The 11,921-nt window shown below is 44.5% G+C and carries 11 protein-coding genes; 5 read left to right on the top strand and 6 right to left on the bottom strand.

Annotation, left to right across the window (positions count from 1 at the left end; genetic code table 11):
- The first annotated feature begins 10 nt into the window (after nt 1-10).
- Nucleotides 11-160: a response regulator transcription factor gene (locus ACTHMC_RS13360; RefSeq protein ID WP_440413686.1), complete on the top strand. Its 150-nt coding sequence runs from the start codon at nt 11-13 to the stop codon at nt 158-160.
- Nucleotide 161: 1 nt separating this feature from the next.
- On the opposite strand, the gene ACTHMC_RS13355 is transcribed toward ACTHMC_RS13360, so the two are convergent.
- The 3 genes from ACTHMC_RS13355 to ACTHMC_RS13345 all read right to left on the bottom strand — a co-directional run bounded on the left by ACTHMC_RS13355 (nt 162) and on the right by ACTHMC_RS13345 (nt 2,393).
- Entirely contained in the window at nt 162-1,427 is a 1,266-nt protein-coding gene (locus ACTHMC_RS13355; protein ID WP_440413684.1) for a chromate transporter, read from the bottom strand.
- A 145-nt stretch (nt 1,428-1,572) separates the two neighbouring features.
- Nucleotides 1,573-2,148, bottom strand: coding sequence for a nicotinate (nicotinamide) nucleotide adenylyltransferase (nadD, locus tag ACTHMC_RS13350; protein ID WP_440413682.1), 576 nt, complete (start codon nt 2,146-2,148; stop codon nt 1,573-1,575).
- A 17-nt stretch (nt 2,149-2,165) separates the two neighbouring features.
- Nucleotides 2,166-2,393 (bottom strand): FeoA family protein, encoded by a 228-nt coding sequence (locus ACTHMC_RS13345; RefSeq protein ID WP_127132643.1) that lies wholly within the window; start codon nt 2,391-2,393, stop codon nt 2,166-2,168.
- A gap of 158 nt (nt 2,394-2,551) precedes the next feature.
- Between ACTHMC_RS13345 and ybeY the strand changes: the two genes are divergently transcribed.
- Nucleotides 2,552-2,992 (top strand): rRNA maturation RNase YbeY, encoded by a 441-nt coding sequence (gene ybeY / locus ACTHMC_RS13340; RefSeq protein WP_440413680.1) that lies wholly within the window; start codon nt 2,552-2,554, stop codon nt 2,990-2,992.
- Between the two features lie 6 nt (nt 2,993-2,998).
- Here the strand turns inward: ybeY and ACTHMC_RS13335 are convergent, their stop codons facing one another.
- Entirely contained in the window at nt 2,999-3,703 is a 705-nt protein-coding gene (locus tag ACTHMC_RS13335; RefSeq protein WP_440413679.1) for a hypothetical protein, read from the bottom strand.
- 1,224 nt (nt 3,704-4,927) lie between these two features.
- Between ACTHMC_RS13335 and mnmG the strand changes: the two genes are divergently transcribed.
- The gene (gene mnmG / locus ACTHMC_RS13330; protein ID WP_440413678.1) at nt 4,928-6,790 is read left to right on the top strand and encodes a tRNA uridine-5-carboxymethylaminomethyl(34) synthesis enzyme MnmG; all 1,863 of its coding nucleotides are present in this window, start codon (nt 4,928-4,930) and stop codon (nt 6,788-6,790) included.
- A 1-nt stretch (nt 6,791) separates the two neighbouring features.
- Here mnmG and ACTHMC_RS13325 read toward each other — a convergent pair whose 3' ends face one another.
- Both ACTHMC_RS13325 and nadA read right to left on the bottom strand, forming a co-directional pair.
- Nucleotides 6,792-7,268 (bottom strand): GAF domain-containing protein, encoded by a 477-nt coding sequence (locus ACTHMC_RS13325; RefSeq protein ID WP_440413676.1) that lies wholly within the window; start codon nt 7,266-7,268, stop codon nt 6,792-6,794.
- 265 nt (nt 7,269-7,533) lie between these two features.
- Nucleotides 7,534-8,544, bottom strand: coding sequence for a quinolinate synthase NadA (gene nadA, locus ACTHMC_RS13320; protein WP_440413675.1), 1,011 nt, complete (start codon nt 8,542-8,544; stop codon nt 7,534-7,536).
- Between the two features lie 577 nt (nt 8,545-9,121).
- On the opposite strand from nadA, the gene ACTHMC_RS13315 reads away from it, so the two are divergent.
- Together ACTHMC_RS13315 and ACTHMC_RS13310 are read left to right on the top strand one after the other, a co-directional pair.
- Complete coding sequence (locus tag ACTHMC_RS13315) at nt 9,122-11,263, top strand: peptidylprolyl isomerase (RefSeq protein ID WP_440413674.1); 2,142 nt, start codon at nt 9,122-9,124, stop codon at nt 11,261-11,263.
- 134 nt (nt 11,264-11,397) lie between these two features.
- Entirely contained in the window at nt 11,398-11,904 is a 507-nt protein-coding gene (locus tag ACTHMC_RS13310) for a DUF2480 family protein (RefSeq protein ID WP_440413673.1), read from the top strand.
- The last annotated feature ends 17 nt before the right edge of the window (nt 11,905-11,921 follow it).

Here is an 11,921-nt window from a genome sequence, read left to right as displayed (position 1 = left end):
GCAGTTGCTTGTGAATGGATACAGTTACAAGATGATTGCTGCAGAGATTTTCATTTCTATCGATACGGTTCGCAGCCATATCAAGAAGATCTATGAGAAATTACATGTGAATTCCAAGAGTGAAGCGGTAGCAAAAGCTTTTAAAGACAGGATCGTATAGATCAGATCCCCGTCAGCCAGCCAACCAGTAGACATACCAATACAATTACCGGCGATGGTAATTTTGTGAAAGTTAAAATGGCCCAGGTTCCCAATATCACCCCGATATTGATCAGGCTGACCGATTTGAATTCTGTGATGGAAATATCTTTCATCATATAGGCAGTGGACGCCACCATTATCCCCACCACTACGGCATTGATCCCTTCTATAGAGCGGAATACCACAGCATATCTTTGCAGGTTATGCCATATAGGAAAAAAGAATAATACGAGTAGGGCGCTGGGCAGAAAGATAGCGATGGAACCGATCACACAACCGAGGATCTGCCAGCCGGTACCCCTGTCTTTCATAGCCATCCCACCCATAAAGCTCGAGATGGAAAATACGGGTCCGGGCATGGCGCGGACCACACCTGCGCCTGTATAAAAATCATCTCTTTCTATGCTGATCACATTTCCTTTTTTCTCCTGGTTCTTACGGATCACCATTTCAGATTTAGGCCTTTCCACAAACTGTTCGTACATCATGGGGATCAGTACCTGGCCGCCGCCAAATACGAGGCTGCCGAAACGATAGGTGTTTTCAAAAAGGTTGAGTGGCCGGCGATTGGGCCAGTCGTTCTTCCGCGCCATTTCAGAAAGTATACCTGCTGAGAGAAAAAGAAAGGCGAACAGCCAGATATTTCCCCAGCGGATTTTCTTGGGCGGTTCTCCTTTCTGAGGAATACGTTTATCGCTCAGATTGGTGACCATTCCTCCGGCAATAATGAGAATGGGGAAAACCCAGGGGGTTTTAAACATAAAAAATGTGATCACCGTACTAACGGCAAGGATCACTCGAGTTATGGTATTATGGATGGCCAGCTTAAAACTCTTGGTGGCAGCGAATGCCAGGAAGCCAACAGCCATGGGTTGAATGAAACGGAAGATGGAGGCGCTTTCAGATTTTTTATCGAAATATTCCAGCAAAAATGAGAAAGACCCCATCAGGAAGCAAGCCGGGAATATCCAGATGAAAAGTGTGAGGATACCGAGCGGGATGCCACCTCGTTTATAACCGATAAGTGTCAGCACCTGGGTGGAAGAAGCACCGGGAAGCAGTTGGCAGAATGAGTTATAGTCCAGCACTTCTTTTTCCGTAACATCATGCCGCTGGTGCACGAAGGTTTTCATCACCATTCCGAAATGTCCCTGGGGACCGCCGAATGCGGATATGCTATGCAGAAATACAGCTCTGAGAAAAGGAATATGTCTGAGCATTATCATGCAGGCCTTGTTTCAGTTTTAGTGCAACCTGTACAATTATAGATGTGATTCACAAGACTTTGACGGCGGTTTTCCCTGGTAATTGTACGAGGTATAAGTTAGTTCAAATTTTCTAATGTTCCTGTAATACAGTCCGGGGGATGGGTCAGTTCCGGTAGTAATTGTTTCTTTCGATCTCATCCATCACATCATCAGGAACCAGGAAGCGTATTGATTTTCCTTCCCGTACGTTTTTTCGTATGTGCGTTGCCGATATCTCCAGCATGGGTGCTTTCATGATAGTGATATTGCCGGTATCAAAGGTATTGACCACTTCGTGACCAGGTCTTTTGTATACGAATATGGGGTAATGACGGAGGATATGTTCAAAGTTCTTCCATCTTTCAAGGTTCTGGAAACTGTCGCTTCCCATGATAATGGCGAACTCGTGCGTGGGGTATTTTTCCTGGAGGTAGGCCAGTGTGGTTACTGTGTATGAGGGTTTGGGCAAACGGAATTCAATATCGGATGCCTTGAGTTTAGGTTCTGCTTTGATAGCGGTTTGAACCAGGAAGAGGCGGTGATATTCGTTAAGTAATCCGTTGGAAGGCTTGAGTGGGTTCTGTGGCGAAACAACAAACCATACCTGATCAAGATCTGTTTCCTGCACCATGTAACTGGCGATGATCAGGTGGCCGTGATGAATAGGATTGAATGAACCGAAATATAAACCGATTTTCATGGAAGTGAGAAATATGATTAAGAAAGCTCTTCCACAAAGATATTCTCTGCTTCGTTCAAACGAAGGCTGAGACTATAACCAGCAACACTGATAGAGATGGGGTCACCAAGCGGGGCGATCTGATCGATCCTGACAAGTTCACCGGGCACACATCCCATTTCCATTAATTTCAGGAAAAGATCATTATTCTCGAAAGAAAGAATCCTTGCCTTGCGTCCTGAATCCAATTCTGAAAGTCGTTTCATCTCTTAGTATTTAGTCATGAATCATAACCAGTGCGAGGGCTCTCATGTTCACTGTTTTATCTATTCTACTCCTCTTTTAATCTGGCGACTGAAATAGCAACTGAATCAACAACAAATGTAGCTTTGTATTCTTTAATAAACTTTACGAATTTCGAAAAATGATGATAAAACAGCCGGCCAGCGTGAGTTTCCACTTTGCAGAAAAAGTGAATCTGAGTAACAGGACAGACCTGAAAGCATTCATCATTACCTTGTTTAAGAAGGAGAAGAAAAAGCTGGGTGAGCTCAGTTTTGTATTCTGTTCCGATGCCTACCTGCTGGAGATCAACAAGCAGTATCTCAAGCATAATTACTACACGGATATCATCACATTTGATCTGTCGGTTGTACCTGGTTTGATCTCCGGGGAGATCTATATCAGTATTGACCGGGTTAAGGACAATGCCCAGAATTTCAATGCTTCATTCAAAGAGGAGTTACACCGGGTGATCTTTCACGGAGCCTTACATCTTTGTGGTTACAGGGATAAAACTGAGGCCGAAGAAATGCTGATGAGGAAGATGGAAGACAGGTACCTGAAACTATACTTCAGAAAATAGGTCATGCTACTTTCTCTTCTTTATTTTATCAAAAACAGCTCCTGCCCACTGCAATGCTGTGTTCTCATACAGTTTAGCGAATGCTGGTGGCTTAGCTGAATAAATGCTCAGTCCTGGTTCCTTCAGTTCGGTCTTCAATGTAAATTCTTCCCCTGTTCGATGATCATAGAGCTGGGTTAGTATCTTAAATCCATAAATACCATCCATCCTGAACATAGCTGCCGCAGCTATCCCGACAACAAGGTGAACCTTCTTTTCTTCCGCTATTTGCTTTAATGTGAACGATCCTTCAGGAGTTTTCATTTCTTCTATTTCCAGCTTTCGGTTTTGAAGTCCATTAGCCATCTGTAGTAATTGTTTCTGGCAATAGCGGGTCAGGTATCCACCGGCCCCTTTTCCATAGAGGAACTGGTATTCCATTTCCTTGCAGGGAAAGGCAGTTATATGATAGCGCGCAGAAGTACTATCAGGTTTAGGAGAGGCACCCAACTTATGGTTAATGGTTACAAAACAGACAAGATCAGCAAACATAGTATCCCTAACCGCCTCTAGTTCTTTATAGATGAAGACCGTATCCGGCACGATAAACAGCAATTTGAGTGCAGAACCATCAGTAAGTACGGGTAGTTTAGGACCAGGACCTTCAGCTTGTCGCCTGGCAAAAACAAATATTGAAATCTGAAGAAAGAAAATGATAAGAATAGTCCGCATAAACTGTGGGTTAGGTATCCGTGAAATGGTTCCACGTGGAACGAAATCTATCCGGTTGATTTGGGCTGGGTGATCAGGTTTTGTTAAAGTACCAAATTACACCCAATTGGAAGTCAGAATGGATGTCAGGCTGATCATTTGCTTAGGAAATAAGTCGAGCCAAAGAACCGGTAAATCTCATAGTTTGCATTAATACTTGAAAGCTATTCCACCTCTGTACTCCTATTTGAATGCATTATCCAGTTACCCATCCCTCTCACGGTTTAATACTATCAAGGTAGGCTTATTCAAATAATAACCTAAGTTTTGAATACAGTTCAGCTTCACAAAAAAGTCATTTGGCTGAAATAAAAATAAGTTCAACCTTACCCAGGAATAAGATAAGGATCAATAATCTATGAAACCTATGTATAACTCAATACTTATGGATTTAGCTTATAAACCTTATCAACAAAATAGGGTATTAGATTCTAGCCAAGTCATCCACAAACGAAACTCACCTAATCATACCCACTTCATTCGAATGCTGAAAAGCCCTCTATCAAACAATCATACAGGTAATTATCCACCCCGGTTATAGATCTCTAACCAAGGTCAATATCTGGAATCATAAATACAGAACATGCCGTCCTGCACCATCCAACTCTACTAATCTGTCATCCATCCGGCCACCTTAAACCCTTATCCCCTTCCTTCCGAGGCCTATTTTCAAACCAACGATCAGTCTTATTTCACCATCTTTTAAACATAAATAACCTATTCCTCCTGGCTTTAAACCTATACTTCTAATTCATCCATTTCTCGTAATTAAACCCAGCTTACATGGATCCAATCTTCTTAAAACAGTTACCCTCCCTTAATAAGCAATCCCTGACCAGAAATTATACTAAATGCACTCAACATTAACCAGTATACAATCATGCTTTCTGGCAACCCTATTCCACACTTAAGCCTTCAGCCTTATCAATACATCCCAAAACCGTAAGTTTAAAACAACAGTACTAACCTAAGATAAACACAAGCTGGAAAAATCACTTTAAATCAAATTCCTATGATCAACCAGAACTCATCCCCTGCCTCCCGCAACCGTTCAAAACACGACTCCTTCCTTCAGTTCCGTGTTCCATTTTCAATACCTTCCTACCGTTTGCAAACGCTGCACTAAAATGTTTCCACGTGGAACACTCTGCTTCCACTTCCGTTCCATTCATTTAATTTTGCAACATGATATTCCCTAACTATGATGTTATTGTGGTAGGCGCAGGACATGCAGGTTGCGAAGCCGCTGCTGCTGCTGCCAACCTTGGTTCTAAGGTTTTACTGATTACCATGAATATGCAGGTGATTGCCCAGATGAGTTGTAACCCGGCAATGGGGGGCATCGCAAAAGGACAAATCGTTCGTGAAGTGGATGCCCTGGGTGGGTATTCCGGTATTGTAACTGATATCAGTATGATCCAGTTCAGGATGCTGAACAGGTCTAAAGGCCCCGCCATGTGGAGTCCAAGAACGCAGAACGACAGGATGCTTTTTGCTGCAACCTGGAGAGAGAAACTGGAACAAACGAAGAACGTAGATTTCTACCAGGACATGGTTAAATCCATCATCATCAGGGATGGTAGAGCTGCAGGAGTGGTAACCGGACTGGGACATTCCATCAACTCCAAAGCGGTAGTTGTTACCAGTGGAACCTTCCTCAATGGCATCATTCATATCGGAGAGAAACAGTTCGGCGGTGGCAGGGTTGCAGAAAAAGCAGCAACAGGTATAACCGAGCAACTCGTTAAACTGGGATTTGAAAGTGACCGATTGAAGACCGGAACTCCCCCACGTGTGGATGGCAGATCGCTTGACTATTCCAAAATGGAGGAACAAAAAGGGGACGATGAGATTTCCGGTTTCTCTTACACAAACACTCCTAAACCAACCAGACAGATCAGTTGCTGGATCACCTATACCAACCAAAAAGTGCATGATCTTCTGAAGACAGGGTTCGACAGAAGTCCGATGTATACCGGAAGGATCGAAGGAACTGGTCCAAGATATTGCCCAAGTATAGAAGACAAGATCAATCGCTTTGCAGAGAGAGACAGGCACCAGTTGTTTGTTGAACCTGAAGGATGGAACACAGTGGAAATCTATGTAAATGGATTCTCAACTTCCCTCCCCGAAGAAGTACAATACGAAGCATTGAAACAGGTTCCGGGATTTGAGAATGTAAGGATCTTCAGACCTGGATATGCCATCGAGTATGATTACTTCCCACCTACTCAATTGACCCATGCACTAGAAACCAAAATCATCAGCAATCTCTTCTTTGCCGGTCAGATCAATGGAACCACCGGTTATGAAGAAGCAGCTTGCCAGGGTTTGATGGCAGGTATCAATGCTCACCAGAAAGTCAGAGAACTTGAACCGTTGATCCTGAAGAGAAGTGATGCGTATATCGGGGTGCTCATCGATGACCTTATCAGCAAGGGAACGGAAGAACCTTACCGGATGTTCACTTCAAGAGCGGAGTTCAGAACACTGCTTCGCCAGGATAATGCGGATCTCCGGTTAACAGAGCTCAGTTACAGAATGGGACTTGCCTCTCAGGAAAGAATGGACGCTGTGATCCAGAAAAAGAATGGAACCGAAAAGATCAAACAGCTGATGAAAGAAATCTCTGTTGATCCAAATGAAGCTGATGCATTCCTGGCCAAATACAATTCTGCGCCAATGCCTCAGAAACAGAAATCCATTCAACTGCTCTTACGTCCTAACATCGGTTTAAAAGAAATGATCGGGGCACTTCCCTCTCTTGCTCCGCTTAAAGAATTCAGTGCGGAAAGTATTGAACAGGCAGAGATCCAGATCAAGTACGATGTGTACATAGAAAAAGAAAAGGAGATCGTTAAAAAAATGGGTCAGCTGGAAGACCTGATGATCCCGGACAATTTCGATTACGATCGTGTAGCTGCTTTATCCAATGAAGCACTGCAAAAATTCAAGAAGATCAAACCAAGAACATTAGGACAGGCAAGCAGAATCAGCGGAGTGAATCCGAGTGATGTGCAGATCCTGATGGTTTATATGGGAAGATAAATCATGGCCAGCTGATCAGTGCAATGATCGCTTCGAGATATCGCTGATCAATCGCATCAAATTCATTAAGGGCTGTACTGTCAACATCCAGTACAGCCTTTACTATTTTATCGCGGATAACCGGAACAACGATTTCTGATTTTGATAAACTGCTGCAGGCAATATGACCCGGAAACTGCTCCACATCAGGAACGATCAGTGTTGCAGCCTCCTTCCATGAAGTTCCACAAACCCCTTTTCCATAACGGATACGTGTACACGCAACTGGACCCTGAAATGGTCCGAGCACCAGCTCCTCTTCACGAACAATATAAAACCCAACCCATAACCAGCCGAACTGTTCTTTCAATGCACCGGCAATATTGGCCAGATTGGCAATCAGATCCGCCTCTCCCTCCAGCAATCCCCTGATCTGCGGAAGCAATGCCTGATACTGTTCTTCCTTCGTTCCAACACTTATGTGTAAATCTTCAGCCATAATCCTGCAATTTAATATCTTCAATCTGAATAGTCTACATAAATTATAGACTTATCCACACTCCTTCTGCTTAAATTCTTAAAAACGATTCCAACCACTCAAATTTCACCGATCCTCCTCCCGGTAATCCGGATACCCACAAACAAGTTTTAAAGAAGCGCAAGCCGCTTTAAAATTCCAACCAGCCATATTCACATTCCACCTGATGATCGCAAAAATTCAAAAAATCAAACCAGCTTATCCACAAACTTCGAACAAAAACTGCTTACAATCCGTATCTGGCGCTTATTTCAAGCATCCTGTCGATCGGTTTTCTCGCAGCCTGGCGAAGTATCTCATCCATTTTGATCTCCGGGAGCTCGTATTTCATACAGAGATATAATTTCTCTAATGTGTTCAACTTCATGTGCGGGCAATCGTTGCAGGCGCAACCATTGTCTGGCGGAGCTGGAATGAAAGTCTTGTCAGGAGAGGATTTCTGCATCTGGTGCAGGATCCCTGTTTCCGTAACCACGATGTACTCCTTACCCGGATCATCCTGTGTGAACTTCAGCAGACCGGTTGTGGATCCGATGTAATCCGCAACGCGCAGCACATGTTCCTCACACTCGGGGTGTGCAATGATCTTCGCTTCCGGATGACGGACTTTCAGCTTCATGATCTTTTCCAGGCTGAAGATCTCGTGCACCATGCAGGCGCCGTCCCACAGCACCATGTCTCGGCCGGTCTTCTTCACCAGATATGAGCCCAGGTTCTTATCCGGTGCGAAAATGATCTTCTGGTCAGGAGGCAGACTTTCCACGATCTGTTTAGCGTTACTGGAAGTACAGATGATATCGCTCAGTGCTTTGATATCCGCCGTGCAGTTGATGTAAGAGATCACCAGGTGGTCAGGGTGTTGCTCTTTGAACTTTTTGAATGCTGCAGGCGGTGCACTGTCGGCCAGGGAGCAACCTGCCTTCAGATCGGGTAGCAGCACCTTCTTGGTAGGGTTGAGGATCTTGGCAGTTTCAGCCATGAAATGCACTCCGGCAAAAACAATGATATCGGCATCGGTCTTTTCCGCTTTCTGGGCAAGACCCAGGCTATCACCGATGTAGTCGGCCACATCCTGGATATCGGGCTCCTGGTAATAGTGGGCGAGAACGATCGCGTTTTTTTGTTTTTTCATTTTTTCGATCTCCTGGAAAAGATCGATCTGCGGATCCACTTCGAGATCCAGAAAACCTTTTGCTTCAACATTCTCTTTTGCAAAACCGATGTTGATATCTCCCATAGTATTCTATATTAATTAATTATTTTTATAAAAACCCTATTACTATTACGGCTGTGGATTAGTGGATAAATCTGCAGCGTTAAATTTTGGTAAAGTTACAACAACCCCTTTATCCACAGTTATCCACAATTCATTAACAGTCAATAAGCTCCGTCTGTTCTGCATTTTTGATGTTTTTCCACTACGGTGGATTAAAAACACCCCCGGATAAAAAGTTCGTTTCAAACCACCTGTTTTTCTGTTAGTTCGTGTGGAATAACTCGGGGTTTATGCTCATTGTCCGGAGCCGGCTGGCCGACTTCGAAACTTTTGATCCAACTATCCACGGTTGGCGATGTGCAAAACTGCGGGTTATCCACAGGAAATAGTGGTTATTCACCAACCCCTGGGGGAACTGTTTTCACGCGCAGTTTCACGGATTGGTGAATATTAAAAATTTTCGCCGGCTTCGCCGGAATACAGCTTATGTCAAACCCGCTTGTCGTGCCGCTTTTACCCATTTTTCCACAGTTTGTTCATAAATGTATTTCCCTTATTTTTGCCATCCGTTTCAAAAACCGTACGGACTTATATCACTATGTCAGTCATTCAAACTATCCGCGACAAAGCCGCGTGGATCATCATCGCTGCGATTGCCTTGGCCCTTATCGCCTTTATTGTACAGGATGCCTTCCAGGGAAGAGGGGGCGGCATGTTCGGCAGCTCAAACGACGTAATAGGAAAAGTGGATGGTAAGAAAATAGACGCGTACGAGTTTGACACAAGGTACAAAGCTGCAGAGACAAATTACCAGCAACAAAACTATCCTGTTGACGAGCGCCTCCGTACCCAGATCCGCGAAAGCCTCTGGAATGAGTATGTAGAAGACGCTATCCTCGGAAAAGAATTCGCAAAGCTCGGATTTGCGCCTATCGGAAAAGATGAGCGCGGAGATATTCTCTACGGAGACAATCCACCACAGATACTGCGTCAGCAATTCACCGATCCCAAGACCGGTCAGTTCAACGCCGCAGCTGCACACCAGGCCATCAGCCAACTTAAAAAGAACAGTGCACAATATAACAGCTTCTACCAGGAATTTGTTCCTGCGCTGGACAAAGCAAGACTGAAAGAGAAATTCGTTGGTCTTATCAGCAACAGTGCCTACACTCCAAAATGGCTGGTAGAAAAAATGAATGTTGAAAACAGCCAGGTTTCCAATATCTCTTATGTCAATATACCTTATTCAACTGTTGGCGACTCTGCCGTCAGGGTAACTGATGAAGACATCAGGCAATATGTGAACGAGAACAAACAGGCTTATCAGCAGGAAGAAGGAAGAGGTATCGAATACGTAATGTTCGATGCAGCACCAACAAAAGGCGACAGCGCTGTATCTTATGAAGGAGTTGCCAATCTGAAAAACGAGTTCTCCACAATTCCTGAAAAAGATGTGGAAGCTTTCCTTTTGCGCAATAACAGCGAAACTCCTTTCTTCAATGGTTATGTACTCGGATCACAAATGAAAGTGGCCAATGCAGATACCATTAAAACATTGTCTGAAGGACAGGTGTACGGACCCTACCTCGATGGTGGTAACTATACCCTGGCTAAAATGATCGGCCGCAGGTCACTCCCCGATTCTGCAAAAGCAAGACATATCCTCATCAAGATCGCAGACGCACAGCAAGGACAGGTTAGAACTGACAGCGCTGCCAAAAAACTGATCGACAGCATCGTGGGCGCTATCAATAACGGCGCAAACTTCGACAGCATGGTGGTTAAGTTCAGCGACGATATGGGTAGCAAAGACAAAGGCGGTGTGTATGACTGGTCTTCCGTTCAATTCGGAAACCTCGCCAGACCTTATGCCGAGACTATCTTCTACGGAAATGTGGGCGACAAAAAAACAGTGAAAGCAGAAACTCAGGAATATACCGGATACCATTATATAGAAGTGATGAGCCATAAAAATGTAGGCACTGCTTATAAAGTTGCCTATGTTAGCAAGCCCATCATCGCCAGCTCTGAAACAGTGAATGGTGCTTCCAATGCTGCTGCCCAGTTTGCGATGGACAGCCGCGATAAAAAATCTTTCGACGAGAACGCAAAGAAAAAGAACCTGAATAAATATCCTGCAATGGATATCAAGCCGCTGGAATCAGGTATCCCCGGCCTCGGTGACAACCGTGAGCTGATCACCTGGATGTTCAGAACTGCAAAACCTGGTCAGGTTGCAGAGCGTTATTATCAGATCGGCGACAAGTTCATTGTTCCTGTACTGGTAGCTGCTTATGAAAAAGGAAATATGTCTGTTGAAAGAGCAAGACCACTGGTTGAATACAAGATCCGTAACAAGAAAAAAGCTGACGAGATCATCAGGAAAGTTGGTTCCGCCAATACACTCGATGCCATCAGCAAAGCAACTGGTCAGACTGTATTGAAAGCAGACAGCATCATGTTCAACAGTCCTTTTGTTCCTAACGTAGGTCAGGAGCCAAAACTGATCGGTGCTTCATTCTGCAAGGCTTTCCAGACTGCAGTTTCCGGCCCTGTTGTTGGAGAGATCGGTGTATTCTACATCAAGGTTGATAATATAGGTGCTCAGCCTAATCCTAATTTTGATGTGAAGCAAATGCAGATGATGATGAACCAGCAACAAAGAAGGTCTGGTATGCGCATCATCGATGCACTGAAGCAGGCTGCTGATATCAAGGATTACAGGATCAACTTCTTCTAAGTCAGATAAACGGTTTTTTACAATACAGAGCGGCTCCCGAAAGGAGCCGCTTTTTTAGTGAATTGATGGTTTCAATACGCCTTTTCGCAACCATTTCATCCTTACCTTTGTTAATACAAGTGAAATTACCCGGCATGAGTGAAGAGATCATCAATAAAGTAGCGCAAAGCGGCCTTATCACATTGGACCTGGAGGATTATTTTCCGAAAGAGCCCATCGTGGTGTTTGACCTGAAGGAACACCTGTTTATGGGGATGATCCTGAAGGAAAAGGATTTCAGGGCAGCGCTGCTGGAAACAGACTGGACTGTTTACCAGGACAAACTGGTGGCTGTAACCTGTTCCGCAGATGCGATCATTCCCATGTGGGCGTATATGTTGGTGGCCACTTATCTCACGCCCGTTGCGGCCGGCGTAGCTTTTGGAGACGCCTCTTCTGCCACCCAGCAATTCCTGGTACAAAGGATAGCAGCAATACCAGCTGCCGAATTCGCCGATAAAAGAATAGTAGTGAAAGGTTGTGGAGACAAAACCATCGGGGAGGCGGCTTATCTCACCATCACCACGATACTCAGGCCTGTGGCCAAGAGCATCATGTATGGGGAGCCTTGTAGTACTGTTCCTATCTTTAAAAATAAATAGTTGTAAAAGCCGGTGCC

It is taken from the genome of Pseudobacter sp. (genome assembly GCF_051955275.1).
In the GTDB taxonomy this organism is placed as follows: domain Bacteria; phylum Bacteroidota; class Bacteroidia; order Chitinophagales; family Chitinophagaceae; genus Pseudobacter.
Note: the sequence above shows the minus strand (reverse complement) of the source record. Positions and strands in the feature narration are given on the sequence as shown.

Coding starts and splice junctions, on each gene's coding strand:
- ACTHMC_RS13355 (WP_440413684.1), bottom strand. CDS start 1,427: ATGATAATGCTCAGACATATTCCTTTTCTCAGAGCTGTATTTCTGCAT.
- nadD (WP_440413682.1), bottom strand. CDS start 2,148: ATGAAAATCGGTTTATATTTCGGTTCATTCAATCCTATTCATCACGGC.
- ACTHMC_RS13345 (WP_127132643.1), bottom strand. CDS start 2,393: ATGAAACGACTTTCAGAATTGGATTCAGGACGCAAGGCAAGGATTCTT.
- ybeY (WP_440413680.1), top strand. CDS start 2,552: ATGATGATAAAACAGCCGGCCAGCGTGAGTTTCCACTTTGCAGAAAAA.
- ACTHMC_RS13335 (WP_440413679.1), bottom strand. CDS start 3,703: ATGCGGACTATTCTTATCATTTTCTTTCTTCAGATTTCAATATTTGTT.
- mnmG (WP_440413678.1), top strand. CDS start 4,928: ATGATATTCCCTAACTATGATGTTATTGTGGTAGGCGCAGGACATGCA.
- ACTHMC_RS13325 (WP_440413676.1), bottom strand. CDS start 7,268: ATGGCTGAAGATTTACACATAAGTGTTGGAACGAAGGAAGAACAGTAT.
- nadA (WP_440413675.1), bottom strand. CDS start 8,544: ATGGGAGATATCAACATCGGTTTTGCAAAAGAGAATGTTGAAGCAAAA.
- ACTHMC_RS13315 (WP_440413674.1), top strand. CDS start 9,122: ATGTCAGTCATTCAAACTATCCGCGACAAAGCCGCGTGGATCATCATC.
- ACTHMC_RS13310 (WP_440413673.1), top strand. CDS start 11,398: ATGAGTGAAGAGATCATCAATAAAGTAGCGCAAAGCGGCCTTATCACA.